Origin of the sequence: Candidatus Palauibacter polyketidifaciens (genome assembly GCF_947581785.1) — a bacterium.
In the GTDB taxonomy this organism is placed as follows: Bacteria; Gemmatimonadota; Gemmatimonadetes; order Palauibacterales; family Palauibacteraceae; genus Palauibacter; species Palauibacter polyketidifaciens.
In genome coordinates this window covers 39,336-57,030 of sequence record NZ_CANPVO010000013.1, presented here as the reverse complement: position 1 = coordinate 57,030, position 17,695 = coordinate 39,336, and the positions used below count along the sequence as shown (strand labels likewise).

18 protein-coding genes are annotated in these 17,695 nt (G+C 70.3%); 14 read left to right on the top strand and 4 right to left on the bottom strand.

Annotation, left to right across the window (positions count from 1 at the left end; all coding sequences use genetic code 11):
- The first annotated feature begins 7 nt into the window (after positions 1 to 7).
- Entirely contained in the window at positions 8 to 1,414 is a 1,407-nt protein-coding gene (locus RN729_RS02495; protein ID WP_310782198.1) for an amidase family protein, read from the top strand.
- 131 nt (positions 1,415 to 1,545) lie between these two features.
- Positions 1,546 to 2,763 (top strand): M20/M25/M40 family metallo-hydrolase, encoded by a 1,218-nt coding sequence (locus RN729_RS02490; RefSeq protein WP_310782074.1) that lies wholly within the window; start codon positions 1,546 to 1,548, stop codon positions 2,761 to 2,763.
- A gap of 105 nt (positions 2,764 to 2,868) precedes the next feature.
- Here the strand turns inward: RN729_RS02490 and RN729_RS02485 are convergent, their stop codons facing one another.
- The gene (locus RN729_RS02485; protein ID WP_310782072.1) at positions 2,869 to 4,359 is read right to left on the bottom strand and encodes a sodium:solute symporter family protein; all 1,491 of its coding nucleotides are present in this window, start codon (positions 4,357 to 4,359) and stop codon (positions 2,869 to 2,871) included.
- Positions 4,359 to 4,625, bottom strand: coding sequence for a hypothetical protein (locus RN729_RS02480; protein ID WP_310782070.1), 267 nt, complete (start codon positions 4,623 to 4,625; stop codon positions 4,359 to 4,361). Before RN729_RS02480 ends, RN729_RS02485 begins: the two co-directional genes overlap by 1 nt.
- An 83-nt stretch (positions 4,626 to 4,708) precedes the next feature.
- Between RN729_RS02480 and RN729_RS02475 the strand changes: the two genes are divergently transcribed.
- The 4 genes from RN729_RS02475 (at position 4,709) to RN729_RS02460 (ending at position 9,441) form a co-directional block, all read left to right on the top strand.
- On the top strand, positions 4,709 to 5,686 hold the full coding sequence (locus RN729_RS02475; RefSeq protein WP_310782069.1) for an MBL fold metallo-hydrolase: 978 nt from the start codon (positions 4,709 to 4,711) through the stop codon (positions 5,684 to 5,686).
- A 1-nt stretch (position 5,687) separates the two neighbouring features.
- Positions 5,688 to 7,580: a hypothetical protein gene (locus RN729_RS02470; protein ID WP_310782067.1), complete on the top strand. Its 1,893-nt coding sequence runs from the start codon at positions 5,688 to 5,690 to the stop codon at positions 7,578 to 7,580.
- Positions 7,581 to 7,945: 365 nt separating this feature from the next.
- The gene (locus RN729_RS02465; RefSeq protein WP_310782065.1) at positions 7,946 to 8,776 is read left to right on the top strand and encodes a hypothetical protein; all 831 of its coding nucleotides are present in this window, start codon (positions 7,946 to 7,948) and stop codon (positions 8,774 to 8,776) included.
- The gene (locus RN729_RS02460) at positions 8,773 to 9,441 is read left to right on the top strand and encodes a metal-dependent transcriptional regulator (RefSeq protein WP_310782063.1); all 669 of its coding nucleotides are present in this window, start codon (positions 8,773 to 8,775) and stop codon (positions 9,439 to 9,441) included. Before RN729_RS02465 ends, RN729_RS02460 begins: the two co-directional genes overlap by 4 nt.
- Positions 9,442 to 9,646: 205 nt before the next feature.
- Here the strand turns inward: RN729_RS02460 and RN729_RS02455 are convergent, their stop codons facing one another.
- On the bottom strand, positions 9,647 to 10,399 hold the full coding sequence (locus RN729_RS02455) for an NAD-dependent deacylase (RefSeq protein WP_310782061.1): 753 nt from the start codon (positions 10,397 to 10,399) through the stop codon (positions 9,647 to 9,649).
- Between the two features lie 106 nt (positions 10,400 to 10,505).
- Here RN729_RS02455 and RN729_RS02450 point away from each other — a divergent pair, with 106 nt between their 5' ends.
- The 8 genes from RN729_RS02450 (at position 10,506) to speB (ending at position 15,823) form a co-directional block, all read left to right on the top strand.
- On the top strand, positions 10,506 to 10,754 hold the full coding sequence (locus RN729_RS02450) for a hypothetical protein (RefSeq protein WP_310782059.1): 249 nt from the start codon (positions 10,506 to 10,508) through the stop codon (positions 10,752 to 10,754).
- Positions 10,751 to 11,638: a PHP domain-containing protein gene (locus tag RN729_RS02445; protein ID WP_310782057.1), complete on the top strand. Its 888-nt coding sequence runs from the start codon at positions 10,751 to 10,753 to the stop codon at positions 11,636 to 11,638. The genes RN729_RS02450 and RN729_RS02445 overlap by 4 nt, the downstream gene beginning before the upstream one ends.
- A gap of 126 nt (positions 11,639 to 11,764) precedes the next feature.
- The gene (locus RN729_RS02440) at positions 11,765 to 12,124 is read left to right on the top strand and encodes an iron-sulfur cluster assembly accessory protein (protein ID WP_310782056.1); all 360 of its coding nucleotides are present in this window, start codon (positions 11,765 to 11,767) and stop codon (positions 12,122 to 12,124) included.
- Between the two features lie 7 nt (positions 12,125 to 12,131).
- The gene (gene coaE / locus RN729_RS02435) at positions 12,132 to 12,749 is read left to right on the top strand and encodes a dephospho-CoA kinase (protein ID WP_310782054.1); all 618 of its coding nucleotides are present in this window, start codon (positions 12,132 to 12,134) and stop codon (positions 12,747 to 12,749) included.
- Positions 12,746 to 13,780 carry a bifunctional oligoribonuclease/PAP phosphatase NrnA gene (locus RN729_RS02430; protein WP_310782053.1) on the top strand — a complete coding sequence of 345 codons (1,035 nt, stop codon included), beginning with the start codon at positions 12,746 to 12,748 and terminating at the stop codon, positions 13,778 to 13,780. Before coaE ends, RN729_RS02430 begins: the two co-directional genes overlap by 4 nt.
- Before the next feature lie 134 nt (positions 13,781 to 13,914).
- Positions 13,915 to 14,364: a hypothetical protein gene (locus RN729_RS02425; RefSeq protein WP_310782052.1), complete on the top strand. Its 450-nt coding sequence runs from the start codon at positions 13,915 to 13,917 to the stop codon at positions 14,362 to 14,364.
- A gap of 113 nt (positions 14,365 to 14,477) precedes the next feature.
- A complete protein-coding gene (locus tag RN729_RS02420; protein ID WP_310782051.1) occupies positions 14,478 to 14,879 on the top strand; it encodes a transcriptional repressor in 402 nt (133 codons plus the stop codon).
- Positions 14,789 to 15,823 (top strand): agmatinase, encoded by a 1,035-nt coding sequence (gene speB / locus RN729_RS02415; RefSeq protein WP_310782197.1) that lies wholly within the window; start codon positions 14,789 to 14,791, stop codon positions 15,821 to 15,823. The genes RN729_RS02420 and speB overlap by 91 nt, the downstream gene beginning before the upstream one ends.
- A 19-nt stretch (positions 15,824 to 15,842) precedes the next feature.
- Here speB and RN729_RS02410 read toward each other — a convergent pair whose 3' ends face one another.
- Positions 15,843 to 17,624: an ABC transporter ATP-binding protein gene (locus RN729_RS02410; RefSeq protein WP_310782050.1), complete on the bottom strand. Its 1,782-nt coding sequence runs from the start codon at positions 17,622 to 17,624 to the stop codon at positions 15,843 to 15,845.
- Between the last annotated feature and the right edge of the window lie 71 nt (positions 17,625 to 17,695).

Below are 17,695 nucleotides of genomic sequence, written 5' to 3'. Positions count from 1 at the left end.
CCTGGTGATGGAACATCGCGATCCGGCGCTGCTGACGGCCCGTGAGCAGGCCCGGCGCATCCGGGCGGGGGAGCTGGCCGCGGCTGAGCTGCTCGGCGCCTGCCTCGCCCGCGTCGAACGGCACAACGGAGAACTCAACGCCGTCGTCACGCTGAACCCCGAGGCGGAGGCGGAGGCGGCCGCCGTCGATGCCTCCCTCCGGGCGGGCGAGGATCCGGGACCCCTCGCGGGGCTCGTCGTCGGCATCAAGGACGTGACCGAGACGGCGGGCCTCCGCACGACGTACGGCTCGCCGCTCTTCGCGGATCACGTGCCCGAGGAGGATGCGCTCGTCGTCCGTCGCCTGCGCGAGGCCGGCGCGGTCATCCTCGGGAAGACGAACACGCCGGAGTTCGCCGCGGGCGGAAACACGTGGAACGAAGTGTTCGGCGTGACCCGGAACCCGTGGAACCCCGCCCTCAGCGCGGGTGGGTCGACGGGAGGCGGAGCGGTCGCCCTCGCGACGGGGATGATCTCACTCGCGCAGGGCACGGATCTCGGCGGCTCGCTGCGGATCCCCGCCTCCTTCTGCGGCATCGCGGGGCTGCGCCCCACCCCGGGGCTCGTGCCGACGGTGCCCGCCGCCTACCTGTGGGACGACCTGCAGTCGACCGGCCTCATGGCCCGGGACCCGGCGGACGTCGCGTTCGCGCTGCGCGAGATCTCGGGACCCGATCCGGCCTCGCCCGTCTGCGCTCCCGAGCCGCTCTGGCCGGACGCCGGCGCCACGGATCTCGCCGGGAGTCGCTGGGCCTGGTGCGGCGACCTCGCGCGGATCGGAATCGACGACGGCGTGGAGGCGGCATGCCGCGAGGCGCTGGCGTCGCTCCGGTCGGCGGGCGCGCGGGTGGACGAGGTGGATCTCGATCTCTCCGGAGCGTGGGATGCGTTTCTCGTCCTCCGCGGGCACTGGTTCGTGTCCCACTTCGAGGCCGAATTGCACCGGGTCGACGCCTTCGGCCCCAACGTGTCGGCCAACCTCCGCTCCGGACTGTCCGTGACCCCGGCCGAGATCGGGGCGGCGGAGAACGTCCGCCGCCGGGTGAGGGAAGAGCTTCTCGTCCTCCTCGAGCGGTACGCCGCGCTCCTGACGCCGTGCATGGCGATCCCGCCCTTCCCGGCGGAGCAGAACTATCCGGAGACGGTGGGGGGGCGGCCGATGAAGACGTATGTGGATTGGATCGCCCCCACCTTCCTGCTCTCGATGCCGGGTCTGCCCGTCGCCTGCGTCCCGGCCGGGCTGGATGCGGCCGGACTCCCCGTCGGGTTGCAGGTCGTCGCGCCGCCCCGAGGCGAGGGCCGGGCGCTTGCGGTGGCGTCGGCCATCCAGGAAGTGAGGCCGATCGGCCTCCCGCCGCGGGTGGCGAGACCGTGACTTCGGGCCTGAATCCGAGCAGCGGGACGTTCCCGCGGGAACGCGTGGAGTTGACGGAACTCCTTCACATCCACATTGAGAGTCAGTCGGGCTGACCACCGCCCGGAACCCGAACCCCCTGAGGACCGATCATGATGATGTCAAACGACGAAACCGCTCCCGAACTGCCGGGCGAGGGACTCGACGCCTGCGTTCGTTTTCTCCAGCGACTCATCCGCACGCAGTCGATGCCGGGCGAAGAAGGCGAACTGGCCCGGATCGTCGCTGCCGAGATGCGCGCGCTCGGCTACGACGAGGTCGAGTATGACGCCGCGGGCAACGTCATCGGCCTCATCCGGGGAACCGGCGACGCGCCCTCGGTGATGTTCAACACGCATCTCGACCACGTGGACGCCGGGGATCCGGGGGACTGGCCCCATGACCCCTATGGCGGCGAGATCCACGACGGCCTGCTGTGGGGGCGGGGCGCGATCGACATCAAGGGACCGCTCGCGGCGCAGGTGCACGGGATCGCCCGCCTCATCGCCGCCCGCCAGCGGCCTCCCGGCGACGTCTACGTGACGGCAACGGTACAGGAGGAAGTCGGCGGACTCGGCGCCCGCTACATGGCGGAAACGCTGCAGCCCGACCTGGTCCTGATCGGCGAGCCCAGCCGGAACGAGGTCCGTCGCGGGCACCGGGGCCGGATCGAACTCCGCGTCCAGGTGCGGGGAAGGATGGCCCACGCCTCGATGACCGACATCGGTCGCAACCCGCTGACGGTACTCGGACGGTTCCTCGCGGCGCTGGAAGACGTCGACCTCGCGCACGATCCCGATCTCGGCACCTGCTCCATCGCCCCGACGCTCATCGGTACGGACCAGACCAGCGGCAACGTCATCCCCGGCCTGGCGGAGGTCACGCTCGACTGCCGGACCGTGACCGGGCAGGACGCGGCCTCGCTGCGGGAGCAACTCCTCCCCGTGCTCCGCGCGTGCGAGATCGAGGGATCGAGCAGCGACATCCTGATCCCGCAGCACGAGCGCTCGAGCTACGCGGGGTACGAGATGACGTATCCGGCCGACAACCCGGCGCTCTCGCTGCCCGCCGACCACGACGCGGTCCTGACGGCGGTCGAGGTCCTGGCCGGCCCGCTTGGAGGGGAGCCGCCCGTCGACATCTGGGACTTTGCGACCGACGGCGGACACTTCGGGCTCGCGGGCATGACCGTGGTCGGCTTCGGCCCCGGGGACGACCGACTGGCCCACACCGTCAACGAGCACATCGTGATCGACGAACTGGCGACCGGCATCCGCGGCAACGCGGCCCTCGCCCTCCACTGGCCGGCCCGTTACGGCCGTGCGGCCTGATGCGGTTCGGCGTCGGGCGGTGCGCCCTCGTCGTCATCTGGATGAGGTAGCTGCCGGGACGAACCGCTCGCAGTTCGTGGCAAGCGCTCTGGCCGCCACGGGCTGCTAACGGTCCACGAACTCGGCGACGTGCGCGGGGGCGAGGCGCGCGGTGCGGCGGGAGACCGCGATCATGACGATGACGTTTCCGACCATGCCGTAGATGCCGGGGTGGACGCCGGCGGTCGCGGCGGCTGACACGACGTCCAGCCGCAAGGCCAGGTCGAGGAAGAACGCGATGCCGCCTCCCGTCACGAGACCCCACAGTGCCCCCGCCCGCGTCACGTCCCGCCACAGGAAGGTCACGACCGTCAGCGGGAAGAGTTGTGCGATGAACCCGTAGCTGAGGAGCAGGAGCTCCACGAGGCTGAGTCCGGGGATCAGCGCGAGCCCGTAGCTGACCGCGCCCACGAGGATCACCATGTGGCGAATCCAGCGCCGTTGCGCCGCGTCGTCGAGCGCGCCCGGCCGCACGTTGCCCCAGAAGTCGCGCACCGCCACGGACCCCGCCGCGTGCAGGAGCGCGTCTCCGGTGGACATCGAGGCCGCGAGTGCCCCGGCGCAGAAGAGGCCCACGATGAGCGGCGGCAGCCCGATCTGCGCCGAGGTCACGATCGTGGGCAGGATCGCGTCCGCCGGCTCGACGCCCGGGAAGGCGAGCACGCCCGAGAAGCCGATGAAGAGGATGGGGACGAGGAAGAGCGCGAAGGTCGGATAGTAGACGACCGTCCGCTTGAGGGTGTCCACGTCGCGGGCCGTGTAGATCTTCATGAAGTAGTGCGGCCACACGCTGAACCCGAAGGCGGAGATGGCGACGGCACTCGAGTAGGCGCCCCAGCTCCACGGCTGTCCGTCCGCATCCAGTCCCGGCCCCCTCAGCATGTCGGGGAGCCCGGCCGCGATCGCGTCGAACATGGGACCCACGCCGCCGTGCAGCTTCGCCGGCAGGTAGAGTCCGAGCCCCCACGCGAGCACCATCATGAACATCCCCTGGAAGGTGTTCGTCCAGCCAACGCCCAGGACGCCGCTCCGGAAGACGTAGATCAGGACGACCCCGTACGCGATCGCGGACCCGGCCCACTGCGGGACGCGCCCCTCCGTCACGACGTTGAAGACGTATCCCGCCCCCTTCATCTGAATCACCAGGTAGGGGACGAAGGCGAAGACGGAGAGGACCGCGAGGATGGCCGGGATCGCGCGGCTGTCGAAGCGGTGCGCGAAGAGTTCCGCCTGCGTGACGTAGCCGAAACGCCGGCCGAGGGCGGCGACGCGCGGGCCGAAGAAGTACCAGGGGACGAGCCCGACGGACGCGTAGGCGAGGATGTAGAAGGCTGCGGCCCCGCGAGAATAGGCCCAGCCGGGCCCGCCCAGGAAGGCGAACGCGCTGAACACCGAGGCGCCCATGATGAAGTAGAGGACGAGGAAGTTCAGCGAGCGGTCGCCCGCGACGTAACCCTCCGTGCTGTCCGAGGCGTGGCGGCCGGAGGCGAGCCCGATCGCGAGCGAAGCGAGCAGATACCCGATCGTGACGAGGAAGACGATCAGCCAGGCGGGCATCAGCGGCTCGCGCCGTTCGCGTCCCCGTCGGCCGTCTCCCGCTTCCGTTCCCACAGGTAGTACCCGAAGAGAACGAAGAAGGAGAAGAGGAGCCCGACGACGACGTAGAAGAGCGAGAACGGCATCGCGAGCACGCGCGGCTCGATGGTGGCGAACCACGGATAGACGGGCCACACGAGCGCCGCGAAAAGGAGCACATAGAAGGCCGCGACGGCGACAGCGACCGGGTTGCGGCCGGGAGGCGGAGCGCGGCGTGGTTCGTCCATGGCCGCAAAAGGCCGGCTGCGCCGGATCCGGTCAAGACGCGTTGAACGGTTGAGCGGCGGGCTCGATCGAACGATCTTGCCGCATGTCCCGCACAGAACGAAGCCGCATGCGCTCGACCATCACGACCGGCCTGCTCCTCGTCTGGCCCGCGCTGGCGTTGCCGGCGTGCGGCCCCGGAGAGCCTTCATCCGCCGCGGCCGAGGCCGCCCGGGATCTCTCCACCGGGACGCACGTCGTCCTGCTGGGCACGGGGACGCCCAATCCCGAACCCGAGGCGTCGGGCCCCGCCACCGCGATATTGGTGGACGGACGGGCCTACATCGTGGACGCCGGCGTCGGCCTCGTGCGGCGCGCGGCGGAGGCGGCCGATCGCTATGGCGCCGAGAGCCTTACGGCGGCGCGGCTGGATATCGCCTTTCTCACCCATCTGCACAGCGATCACACGATCGGGCTGCCGGACCTGATCCACACCCCCTGGGTGGCCGAGCGGGAGGCGCCGCTGAAGCTGTTCGGCCCGAGCGGGACACTGGCGATGGCCGAGCACCTGACGGCCGCGTGGGAGGCGGACATCGAGAACCGACTCGGCGGCCACCAGCCGTCGACGCCGGACGGGTGGCGCGTGGACGCGGTCGAAATCGCCCCGGGCGTCATCTACGAGGACGACCGCGTCCGCGTGACCGCCTTCGCCGTGGTGCATACGGGCTGGCCGGAGGCGTACGGTTTTCGGTTCGACGCTGCGGGACGCTCGGTAGTCCTCTCCGGCGACACCGCTCCGAACGAGGCGATCGTCGAGATGTGCGCGGGGTGCGACGTGCTCGTGCACGAGGTGTACTCGGCCACGACCTTCCGTGACCGTCCGCCGGAATGGCAGTCGTATCACGCCCAGGCCCACACGTCGACCGTCGAACTGGCCGAACTCGCCGTGCGGGCGCGCCCGGGAATCCTCGTCCTGCATCACCAGTTGCACTGGGGAGCGACACCGGAGGAAATGGTCGCGGAGATTCGCGCTGCCGGCTACGACGGACCGCTCGCATACGGCCGGGACCTGGACGTGTACTGAGATGGGTCCGGGTCGGAACGTCGGGATCCGCACCTGCCGCGCGGTCCTTGCCCCGGCCCTCGCGGTCATCACGCTCTCGGCGCCGGCCGCCGCCACGCCCGCCGCCACGCCGCCCGCACCCACGCCCTCCGCCGCCGCGTCGGGGCGCGTCGCCAGCGAGCACGCGGCTCAATCTCGCGAGCCGCCCGCATCTCCCGAAGCCGCTTCGGCGAGGCGGATGGCGCGTGACGCACAGCGCGCCTTCGAGCACGTCCGGCGCCGCAATTTCCCGCGCGGCCCCCTGGTCAACCCGAAATGCGGCGAGGGGATCGGGCGCTTCTGCCTCGTCGAGGGGTGGGACGACGACGATTGGGAGCCGGTCCCGGAGGAGGCGGAAGTCCTGGGGGAACGGCACGCCCTGATCGCGGTCCTCGACAGCGCCGCCCGGATCATCCCCGGCGACGAATGGCTCACGGGGCAGCGCGTCGCCTACCGGCTGGAGGCAGGCGGCGCGGAAGAGGCGCTCGCGCTGCTGGAAAGCTGTCGCATGGAGAGCGCGTGGTGCGCCGGGCTGGCCGGATTCGTCCTTCAGGAGAGTGGCCGCTACGCGGAAGCGGAGTCGGCCTTCGAGCGCGCGCTCGGCCGGCTGACCGAGGAGGAGCGCTGCCGCTGGACCGCGCTCGGGCCCGTACTCGACCGCCGGACGCGCGGCCGTTACGAACGCTTCGCCTGCGGCAGTTCGCCGCGCCGCGCCGTGGAGCGCTCGTTCTGGCACCTTTCCGACCCGCTGTGGCTCGCGCCGGGACTTGAGCGACGCTCGGAACACCTCGCCCGCCGCGTCCGCGCCGCGCTCCAGGCCGATGCCGCGAGCCCCTGGGGGATGCGGTGGGGCGACGATCTCACCGAGATCACGCTGCGCTTCGGCTGGCCCGCCGGCTGGGAGCGGGCGCGCCGCCGGTTCGTCGGCTCACGCACGGACGAGATCGTGTGGTCGCACCGCCTTCCGGGGGCGCAGCGCTTCACCGTGGTGCGCCTCGGGCCCGCGGACGACGAGCCGCTCTGGGAGCTGGATGAGCCGGAGGGCCGCACGAGCTGGGCGCCCGTCTTCGGCGAGATCGCGAACCTTCCTCACCAGGTGGCCAGCTTCCGGCGAGACGGCCGCCGGCGGGTGGTCGCGGCGTTCACGTGGCCCGACTCCCTGCCGTCCTGCGATCTGCAGAGCGGACTCTTCCTCGCCGATGCCCACGGCGTGATGGCGGCCAGCACCGGCAGCGGCGACGGGCCGCTCGCGGTCGCGGAGCTTCGGGAGTTCACCCCCGCCACGTTCGTCGGCGTCGAAGCGCGCTGCGACGAGGGACCCGGCGCCGCACGCGCACGGATGCCCCTCGCCGAAGGCCATCCGCTGCTGTCCGACATCCTGTTGCTCGACGCCGGCGCCGCCGCCCCCGCCACGCTCTCGGAGGCGCTCGCCCGCGCGCGAGGCGCTCGCACCGCCCGGGCGGGCGAGACTCTGGGCGTCTACTGGGAGTGGTACGGCCCCGCTGCCGAGGCCGCCGCTCTCGAGGTGACGCTTTCGCTGGCGCGAGAGGGGAAGGGGTTCTGGCGCAGGGCCCTCGAATGGAGCGGACTCGCCCGCGACGACACGGAACGGGCGGGCATCCGCTGGCTCGAGGCGGTGACGAATCCCGGCGCCGAGGGCCGCACCCTGGAACTCCGCCTTCCCATGCTCGACGAGGGGCAGTATCGCCTGACGCTCCAAGTCGCTTCCCCCAGGCACGGGATGGCCGAATCCAGCATCGAAATCGAAATCGTCGCCGCGTCCCCGACCGCCGCCGTTCGGCCGGGCCGAGCCGTCGACGTGCGACCCCGGTCCGTCCCCGGCCCAACCCGATCAACGCAAGGAGCAGAGCCGTGACGCACGCCAGGATCTTCCCAGCCGCCGTCCGCGTGTTCGTCGCCGCGGCCGTTTCGGTCCTCGCCGCCGCCCTGCTCGCCTGGCGTGCGGTCAGTCCGGCGACCACGCGGAACCGGCCGCCGAGGCCGCGACCACCGGGCGCACGCCGCAGTTCGAGAACGAGTACGGGCCTATTGGCTCGACGCCGATCCTCCGGGCGAACTGCACGGAGATGTGAACCGGGGATCCGAACCCGTCGAGGTCATCGTCGTACAGTTGAAGGGCGTCGGCGGAGGGTCGGACACGCCGTGACGGGCCCGGCCCCAACGTGCATATTCCGCCCCGCGCCACGACAGGATCGACCCGCAGCCACACCGGAGGCCCCCATGAACCACCGCGCCCGACTCCCGCGACGCCCGGCAGCCCGCGGCTCCGTCCTCGCCCTGGCCCTCGCCGCAGTTGCGGGCTGTGCACCGGACGGCTCCTCTCCCGCGACCTCGACCGCTCTTGAGCCCGATCAGGTCCTCGCCGATTCGCTCATCGGCGCCTGGGTCGAGGCCGCCGGCGGCATGGAGGCCTGGCATGACATCGAGTCGGCCCGCTACACGATCACCACCGTGTGGTACGACTCCACGGGAGGCATCCGTCGCATGCGCCCGCGCCGCGTCGAGTACCGGAAGGTGGACGGCGTCGAGCAAACCCGCATCGAGCGCCCCGAGGCCGAGGGGCTCTACGTCCAGACCTTCACGGGTTCCGAGATGTGGGCCACGCTCAACGAACGCCTCCTCGAACCGGGAATCCGCGCCTGGGATGAGTCCGAGTACGTGGGACGGGACGTCGTCTACTGGTTCGGGCTCCCGTACAAGCTCCTCGACCCCGGCGTGAACCGGCGCGCCGGAGCCCGGGACGAAGGGGGATACGAGGTGCGCATCACCTTCGGCGACGGCGTCGGTCTCCAGTCCGGCGACCGCTACTTCTACTATTTCCTCGACGACGATCCCTGGCCCGAGCAGGTCCATTACATCTCACAGGGGCGGGGAGAGGAGAGCCGGGCGCGCATGTACTGGGACGGGTACGAGCACGTCGGAGACTTCACGTACGTCATCTCGCGGCTCTACCGGGACACGGAGATGAACCCGACCCGCGAACTCCGCCACGATGACGTCGAACTGAACCCCGTACTGTCCGATTCCATCTTCCGGCGGCCGACTTCGTGAAATCCGGTCCCGCGGACCCGAGCCGGGCGGTCGAAGACTACCTGAAGGCCGTCTACAAGCTCCAGCAATCCGGCGACCCCGTATCCACGACAGCGCTCGCCGAGGAACTTGACCGCTCCGCGGCGTCCGTCACGAACATGGTCAAGAGCCTGGCGGCGCAGGGGCTTCTCCGGCACACGCCCTACAAAGGGGTGCTCCTCACGGCGCCTGGAGAGGCGGCGGCGCTGCGGATCATCCGCAGGCACCGGGTGATCGAACTGTATCTGATCGAGAGACTCGGCTTCTCCTGGGAAGACGTGCACGCCGAGGCCGAGCGCCTCGAACACGCCGCTTCGGAGGCGCTCATCGACCGGATGGCGCAGGCGCTGGGAGAACCGTCGATCGACCCGCACGGGAGTCCGATCCCGACGCGCGACGGCGAACTCGCGCAGACCGAGTGGATCCCCCTCGCCGAGTTGAAGAGAGGGCGCGGCGTCGTGCGGGAGGTCTCCGACCAGAGTCCGCGCACGCTGCGGGAACTCGCCGCCCTCGGCCTCTTCCCGGGCACGCGAATACGGTGTCTGGGAGAGCGGGCGGATGGCGTCGCCCGCCTCGAGGTGGACGACCGTTCCTTCGACGTCAAACCCGTCCTCGCACGCGCCGTATTCGTCGAACGCGAGCCCTAGCAGCCCTTGGCAAAAGCCCCGCTGCGTTCGAGCGGCGCTGCATCTCGCCATCCCCAGAGGGGACCCCGCTGCGCTCTGCGTCGCTCCTCGGTCACACAGCAACGGCTATGCTCCCTCGTCGCTCCTTGTCACGCGAGCGCTTCACCGCTCTCGACGCTAACGCGGGGTCTTGCCACGGACCGTTAGCCGGGTCTGCCGCGGGCCGTCAGTCCAGCAGGGCGGGGAGGATCGTTCCGGCCTCCCCGCGCAGCGTCGCCGCGGCGACCTCCGTGAGCGCGGTTCGCCGCACGTTGACCTCCATGATGAGCCCGCCGGCCTCGTGCGTCGCGAGCGGAAGCGCCGCTGCGGGGTAGACGACGGCGCTCGTCCCGACGACGAGACACAGATCGGCCCGCTCCACCAGCCGGCGCGCGCGGTCCAGCAAGTCGGGGTCGAGCGGCTCGCCGAAGAGGACGACATCGGGTCGCCGGAGTCCCCCGCAGGCAGAACACCGGGGGAGCGTCTCGCCGAGCGGCTCGGCAAGCCAGCGCGCCTCGCAGGACTCGCAGCGGTCGCGGCCCACGGCGCCGTGCAGCTCGAGCGGCAGCGCCGCCTCCGCGGGATCGTCCCCCGCTTCCTCGAGCGCGGCGCGCGTGTGGAGACCATCGACGTTCTGGGTCACGAGTCCGGCCTCCCCGCGCCGCAGAAAGAAGCGCGCCAACGCCCGGTGTCCCTCGTTGGGCCGGCAGCGGGCGAGCGCCGAGCGCCGCCACGCGTACCACTCGAGCACGGTCCGCGGATCGCGCGCGAGCGCTTCGGGCGTGGCGAGTTCCTCGGGGCGATGGCTCTTCCACAGCCCCCCGGCGTCACGGAATGTCGGAACTCCCGATTCAGCCGAAATCCCCGCCCCCGTCAGCGCGACCACGCGCCGGGCTTCCCGCACGAGCCGGCGCGCCTGTCGCCATTGACCCTGTTCCATCGTCCCCCGATCTTGTGACCCCGACCTCAACCCCGGCTCGCACGCCGCGCCCGGGTCCGCAGCGCCGCCCCGAAGGACGACGAACCGCATAACGGACGATGAACGCGTGAGCACGAGAATCAAGGCCGAGGGAGACGTGTGGCGGGCGGAACTCGCCGACGAGGGTGGGGAGCGCGTCGTCGTGTTCTTCTGTCAGAGCACCGACCAGCGCCCCTACCGGGTGGTTCGCCTGGATCCGGATCGGCACGGCGGGAGCGAAGCCCTGGAGGAGATGTCCGAGGAGGACCTCCGGGGTCTGTTCGAGGCCTCGCGTTCGATGGGCATCCCCCGCGACTATCCGACCTACCGTCGGTGACCGTTCCCGTCGCCGGCGAGGCCGCCGACGGGCGCGGAACGGGCCCGTGCGTCGATCTGCACCTGCATTCGACCGCCAGCGATGGAACGCTCGCGCCGGCCGACGTGGCCCGGGCCGTGGCGGACGCGGGTCTCGACGGGTTCTCCCTGACGGACCATGACACGACGCAGGGACTCGCCGAGGCTGAGAAGGCGGCGCGAGAACTCGGCCTCCGCTTCCTGCCGGGGGCCGAGTTGTCGGCGAACGAACCGGGCCGGTCCGTGCACCTCCTGGCGTACGGGTTCGATGTGGCCGATTCCGGCCTGCAGGCTTTCCTCACCCGCTACCGCGAGGATCGGGTGCGGCGCGCGCGCGAGATCGTCGAACGGCTGCAGGCAGCGGGCGCAGCCGTGACCTGGGAGGACGTGGCACTACAGACGGGCGCCGCGGCCCCGACCAGGGCCCACGTCGGACGGGCGGTGGTGGCGTGCGGCGCAGCCTCCGATATCAACGAGGCATTCCGGCGTTACCTGTCGCGCGGATGTCCCGCCTTCGTCGGCAAGGAACCCACGCCGCCGAAGATCGTATTCGATCACGTGCACGCGGCGGGCGGCGTCGTCTGCCTCGCACACCCGGGCAGGATGCATGGCGAGGATGAAGTCCGCCGCTGGGTGGGCGAGGGTCTGGATGGCGTCGAGGTCGTCCACCCCGCGAATCCCCCGGCCGTGCGGAGCCGCATGAACGCTCTCGCCGGCGAACTCGGCCTGCTCCGTTGTGGTGGCTCGGACTGGCACGGACCCGACACCGGCCGGCGGGGTGTTCCCGGGTGGGCGCACGTGCCCATGCGATGGCTGGAGGAGATCGGCCGGAGGTCGTGCCGGGAGGCCGACCGGCAGCCTGCCTGACGGGCCGCCGCCGGCCGCCGCCGGGCCGTGCTAGGGAGAAACGACGGAGTCGGTTATCTTGAGGGAGACGGGCGGCGCAGGGAATCCTGCGCGCCGAGTACCCGAAGCCATGCAGGCAAGGGCGGTATGAGCGAAATAGCACAGGCCACGCGGTCGGCCGAACCCATCGTCACGCTGACGCCGGAGGCGGCCGCGAAGGTCAGGGAGTTCCAGGCCGGGACGGACACCGAGACCATCCTGAGGGTGAGCGTGATCCCGGGCGGATGCTCCGGCTTCGAATACGGGCTGGACATGGACACCGCGGTGCGCGAGGACGATTTCACCTTTGAGTCGGAGGGGGTGCCCGTCGTCATCGATCCGTTCAGCGCCCAGTACCTGGCAGGCCTTTCCATCGGATACCACAGTTCGTTTCAGGGCACGGGGTTCACGTTCGAGAATCCGAACGCGACGGGGAGTTGCGGCTGCGGGACCTCTTTCGCCGTCTAGCCATACCATGCCGTTTCGCGTCGGACTGACCGGAACGGTGGCCGCCGGCAAGAGCACCGTGGCCGGCAATCTGGCCGAGCGGGGTGCCACCGTCATCGACGCCGACGAACTGGCGCGCGAGATCGTGCGCCCGGGGTCCCCGGCATACGGCCGCATCCGCGAAGCGTTCGGGAGAAGCGTCATCGGCCCCGATGGGACCATCGACCGATCCGCGCTCCGGGAGGTGGCCTTCGCCGACGAGGGGGCCCGCGAACGCCTCGAAGAGATCTCCCACGCCGGAATCCGTGAACTTCGGGCCCGCCGTATCGGCGAAGCCGCGGCAGCCGGCGTGCGCGTGATCGTGGAGGAAACACCGCTCCTGTTCGAGGTCGGCCTGGAGGACGACTACGACATGATCGTCGTCGTGGATGCGCCGCGAGAGGTGCGCGAGGCGCGGGCGCTGGGGTCCCGGGGCTGGACCGCGGAGGAGTTCGCCGCGATCGATGCCGCTCAACTCGCGGCTTCGGAGAAACGGCGCCGGGCCGATCGCGTGCTCGAGAACCGGGGCGATCCCGGGGAACTGGACATCGCGACCCGCCGACTCTGGCGGGAGATCGTGCGGGCGGCCGGCGGGAGCGGGTCGTGACCGTGTCCCCGATGCCGCCGGCTCGTGCCAAGGCGCTCGAAGCGATCCGGCGCCGCCTGCGCGACGCATCTTCCGTGGTGCTCACGACCCACGTGAACCCTGACGGCGACGGCATCGGCAGCATGGTCGCGCTCGCTTCCCGGCTGCTGCGGCACGGAGCCGAAGCCACGATCGTCACCCCGAGCCGGCCGCCGGCTTCGCTGCGATTCCTCCTCCGGGACCTCCCGGCGCTCGTCGAAGAGGATCCGGCGGCCGCGGACCCGCTGAACGCGGCCGACACGATCGCCGTCCTCGACACCGCCGAGCCCAAGCGTCTCGGCGGCCTGCCCGAACATGCGGAGCGGACGGGAGGCGTCCTGATCGACCATCACCCGCCCGTGGGGTCTCCGCTCGTGACGCCGGCGATCCGCGATCCCGCCGCTTGCGCGACCGGCGAACTGGTCTACGACCTGCTCTCGCTCGACGACGAGGGCCTCACGCGAGCGGAGGCGGAGGCCCTCTATGCGGCGATTTCGACGGATACGGGCTCATTCCGTTTCTCGAACACATCCCCCCGCGCGCACGCGATCGCGTGCGTGCTCCTGGAGACGGGGGTGGATACCGGCGCGCTGTACCGCGCGCTGTACGGCGTGTACAGCCGGGGGCGGCTGGCCCTCATGCGGCTGGCTCTCGAGGGCCTGGAAGTCGACCCTCGCGCCCCCATCGCCTGGATCGCGCTCGACCGTCGGGCCCTCTCGAGGACGGGTGCGCGAAGCGACGACATGGAAGGTCTGGTCGAGTTCCCGCGCCGGCTCGCGGGAATGGAGGTCGGACTCCTCTTCCGCGGCCTCGCGCGCAATCGAACGAAGGTGTCACTGCGTTCGAACGGGGAAGTGGACGTGTCCGGTGTCGCGCAGCTCCTCGGCGGCGGCGGACACGCGAAGGCTTCCGGCGTCCTCGTTGAACTCGACCTGGACGAAGCGGTACGCGTCGTGCTGGACGCGTTGCGCCCACTTGTGGAAGCGGCCGTGGCTTCGAAAGAGGATCGGTAGCGCCCGCCGGGCGGGCCCCGGGGCGGGCGCCGCGGATTGCCTCCGTCCGGGACATCGGGGTATGTTGTAGACGTGCCGTGCGTTCGGGGCTGCCGGTAGCGGGCCCAGGGTGGGGATTCGGCGGGGAGGGTGAGATGGACGCGAAGGTCACGAAGGAACTGCCGCACGCAGGGAACGGGATCATGGACGATCCGGGTTCTCGCGCGGCCCGGCTCGGCGACCTCGGCCGGCGCATCCCTCCGCCCCGCATTGCCGATGTCTGGCTCTTTCCGCCCCTCCCCCAGGTGGAGGAGTCTTCCGAGTTCTTTCTCTTCACGAGAATCCTCGAGGACGGTGGGCGCGCCCTCTACAGCGCCCGCATGGTGCCGGCCAACGGCACGCCCGCCCACCAGGTGGTCGTGGAGCACGGACGGGCGCCGGCGAACCGCGTGCCCGGTCTGGTGGCCGGACTGCAGCGGCGACTCGGACAGCCCGCGGCGGTCCGTCACGTACCCATCGAGGGTGACGGCAAGCGCTGGGAAGCGCTCCTGGAACAGTCGCGGGAGGCGGGGGCCTCCGTTGATCCCGCCGGACGGGGTCGTTAGCTTCGGCAAACGCAAGAATCGGCCGCGAAGGCTGAGCGATGGCCCGTTCCCGACGGTGTGATGGTCAAGTGAGTCCTCCCGAAACTCCACGCCGAGGCGTGTCCCGAGAAGAGTTGCGTCGCGCCCTGGAGGCCGGCGGACACCGGTTTACGACCCAGCGCGCGGCCGTGTACCGCGTGCTTTCCGGCACGTCCTCGCACCCGACGGCGGACGATGTCTTCACCTCGGTGCGCGAGCGGATTCCGGACATCAGCCTCGCCACGGTCTACAAGGCGCTCGAGGCGTTCGTGACCTGCGGGGTCGCGCGCAAGCTTTCGCTCGGCGTGGGTCCCGCGCGCTACGATGGCCGCACCGATGATCACGAACATATCCGCTGTCTCTCCTGCGGCCGCGTTCAGGACATCGAAGGCCTGCGTCCGCGCGACTGGATGGAGGGGCTGGCCGACATGACGCCGTTCAACGTCGTCGGCTACCGGCTCGAGCTGGAGGGCTACTGCCCCGACTGCCTGCACTGAACGAGGCCGATCTCCCCCGCGCGCTCGCGGAGCACGCCTGGACGGACCGCCACACCTTTCTCGATCTCCCGCCCGAACTGTGCCGCTGGGAGACGGCGGGCGCCGTGATCCTCCCCATCCCCTACGAAGCGACGACAAGCTGGGGGACGGGTACGCGCGAAGGTCCGGCCGCGATCATCGAGGCGTCGCGCTACATCGAATGGTATGACGAGGAACTGGACCGCGAACCGTATGAGGTCGGCGTGTGCACGCTCCCGTCCATCGATCTCGGCACGGCCGGCCCCGAACCCGCGATCGCGAGGCTGCGGACCCTGTACGACGACCTGCTCGAGGCCGCGGGGGACCGGTTCGTCATCGGACTGGGCGGAGAACATTCGATTTCCAGCGCTCCGGCCATCGCGTGGGCGGAGCGACTTGGCGGCGACGTCACGATTCTCCAGTTCGACGCGCACACGGACCTCCGGGATCGCCACCACGACTCTCCGTGGAACCATGCCTGTGTAATGCGCCGCGTACTCGAGCACCGGTTGCACGGCGGCGCGGGCCGGCCGAGCGCGACGAATATCGTAGCGGTCGGGATCCGGGCGCTCACGCGGGAGGAGCGGGACGTCATCCGCGAACACGGGATGGAGGTCGTGTTCGCGCACGAGATGCGACGGCCGGGCTGGGTCGAGCGGGCGGTGGAGGCGCTGGGGGCGAACGTCTACATCACGTTCGACGTGGATTTCTTCGATCCGTCGATGATGCCGGCCACGGGCACGCCGGAACCCGGCGGTGGAAGCTGGTGGGACGCGCTGGATCTGCTCTCCCGGGTCTTCCGCGAGCGCCGCGTCGTGGGCGCGGACATCGTGGAACTCGCCCCGCGGCGCGGCGAAGAAGCTTCGGCCTTCACCGCGGCGAAGCTCGCCTACAAGATGATCGGGCTCTGGTCGGAGTACCGGTAACCCGGGGCCGCAGGCGCGTTCAGGCGCTCGCGACGCGCCGCTGCTCGATGCGCTCGAGTTCCTCGGCCACGAGTTGGCGGCGAAGCAGGCGCGCGTAGACGCCGTCGGCCGCGATCAGATCTTCATGATTGCCGCGCTCGACGAGGCGCCCATCGTCCAGGACCAGGATCGAGTCGGCCGTGCGCACTGCCGACACGCGGTGAGAGACGATGATGGAGGTGCGCCCGGACATGTATTCGCGCAGCGCCTCCAGGATCGCGGTTTCCGTCTCCGAATCCACGGCCGACAGCGCGTCATCCAGGATGAGGACCGGCGCGTCGCGGTGGACCGCCCTGGCCAGCGTGGCACGCTGTTTCTGTCCGCCCGAGAGGTTGATGCCGCGCTCGCCCAGGCGCGTGTCGATCCCATCGGGAAGGACGGCCAGCGTCTTCTCCAGTTGCGAGACGTCGAGCGCGCTGCGGAGTTCGTCCGAGACCGGTTCCCCCGCGTCCGTACCTCCGTACCGGAGTTCGATGTTCATCCTCAGCCGCATGCTGAACAGGAACGGCTCCTGCGGCACGAAGGCCATCGCGTCGCGCAGCGAGCCGAGGTCGAGTTCCCGGATATCGACGCCATCCAGACGAATCGTCCCCGCCGTCACGTCGTAGAGTCGGGGGATGAGCGCGGCCAGCGTGGATTTGCCGCTCGCGGTCGCGCCGACAATGGCGACCGTCTGCCCGGGTTCGATGCGGAAGGAAATGTTCCGCAGCACTTCGCGCTCCGTTTCCGGATAGCGGAAGGAAACGTCGTCGAACTCCAGCGCGCCCCTCACCGACGCGAGCGGGACCGGAGACTCCGGATCCCGGACGGCGGGAACGATATTGAACAGTTCGTTGAGGCGGCCCATCGAGGCCGCGCCGCGCTGGAAGAGGTTCGTGACCCAGCCGAGAGCGATCATGGGCCACATCAGCATCGTGAGGTAGAAGGAGAAGGCGACGAAATCGCCGAGGGTGATGGCGCCGCGGATGACCTGTCCTCCCCCGAACCACAGGACGACGACCGCGCCGACGCCCGTGAAGAACATGAGTGATGGATGGAACAGCCCCCACACGCGGGCGAGCGAGAGATTGCGCGACTTGTAGTCACGGTTGAGCGTCGCGAAACGTCGGGTCTGAGCCTCCTCGCGCACGTACGCCTTCACGATGCGGGTCCCCGCCAGGTTCTCCTGGGCGAAGTTGGAGATCTCCGAGAACTGGGCCTGGATCCTCTCGAAGCGCTCATGAATCTGCCGGCCGAAGAGGAACACGATGGGGGGGAGGACGACCATCGGGATCATCGCCCAGAGCGTGAGCATGGGATCGATCCAGATCATGAGCCCGAGGGCCAGCGTCGCGACGGTGGCCGTGTTCACCGCGTACATGATCGCGGGTCCGGCGACCATGCGGACCGCCTGGACGTCGTTCGTCGAGCGGCTCACGAGATCGCCCGTGCGCCAGGCATCGAAGAACTGCGGCGGAAGCCTGAGAAGGTGCGCGAAGAGGGCGCTCCGGATATCCGTCTCCATGCGGCGGCTGAGCCCGTTGAGGAGCTTGCGCATCCAGAATCTCGTCGCGCCGGCCACGACGGAAATCGCCGTGAGCACGAGAGCGTAGCGCAGGATGAGGTCGGGGCGGAGTTCCCTTTCCAGCGCATCGACCGCCATCTTCAGCACCCATGGGCCCGCGACCGTGAACAGATTGCTCACGATCACGAGCGTAAGCCCGACCGCGATACCCAGGCGGTACGGGCGGAAGTAGGGCAGCAGCGCTGTGAGCGATCTCAAGATGTCTCCGCGGGAGCTGGCCGGGCGTTTATTCTGCGGGGCGCACGGTTCGAACGTATGCGCGGGTTGCA

Excerpts from the sequence above, each read along its gene's own strand:
- RN729_RS02495 (WP_310782198.1), top strand. The coding sequence starts at position 8 with ATGGAACATCGCGATCCGGCGCTGCTGACGGCCCGTGAGCAGGCCCGG.
- RN729_RS02490 (WP_310782074.1), top strand. The coding sequence starts at position 1,546 with ATGATGATGTCAAACGACGAAACCGCTCCCGAACTGCCGGGCGAGGGA.
- RN729_RS02485 (WP_310782072.1), bottom strand. The coding sequence starts at position 4,359 with ATGCCCGCCTGGCTGATCGTCTTCCTCGTCACGATCGGGTATCTGCTC.
- RN729_RS02480 (WP_310782070.1), bottom strand. The coding sequence starts at position 4,625 with ATGGACGAACCACGCCGCGCTCCGCCTCCCGGCCGCAACCCGGTCGCT.
- RN729_RS02475 (WP_310782069.1), top strand. The coding sequence starts at position 4,709 with ATGTCCCGCACAGAACGAAGCCGCATGCGCTCGACCATCACGACCGGC.
- RN729_RS02470 (WP_310782067.1), top strand. The coding sequence starts at position 5,688 with ATGGGTCCGGGTCGGAACGTCGGGATCCGCACCTGCCGCGCGGTCCTT.
- RN729_RS02465 (WP_310782065.1), top strand. The coding sequence starts at position 7,946 with ATGAACCACCGCGCCCGACTCCCGCGACGCCCGGCAGCCCGCGGCTCC.
- RN729_RS02455 (WP_310782061.1), bottom strand. The coding sequence starts at position 10,399 with ATGGAACAGGGTCAATGGCGACAGGCGCGCCGGCTCGTGCGGGAAGCC.
- RN729_RS02440 (WP_310782056.1), top strand. The coding sequence starts at position 11,765 with ATGAGCGAAATAGCACAGGCCACGCGGTCGGCCGAACCCATCGTCACG.
- coaE (WP_310782054.1), top strand. The coding sequence starts at position 12,132 with ATGCCGTTTCGCGTCGGACTGACCGGAACGGTGGCCGCCGGCAAGAGC.
- RN729_RS02425 (WP_310782052.1), top strand. The coding sequence starts at position 13,915 with ATGGACGCGAAGGTCACGAAGGAACTGCCGCACGCAGGGAACGGGATC.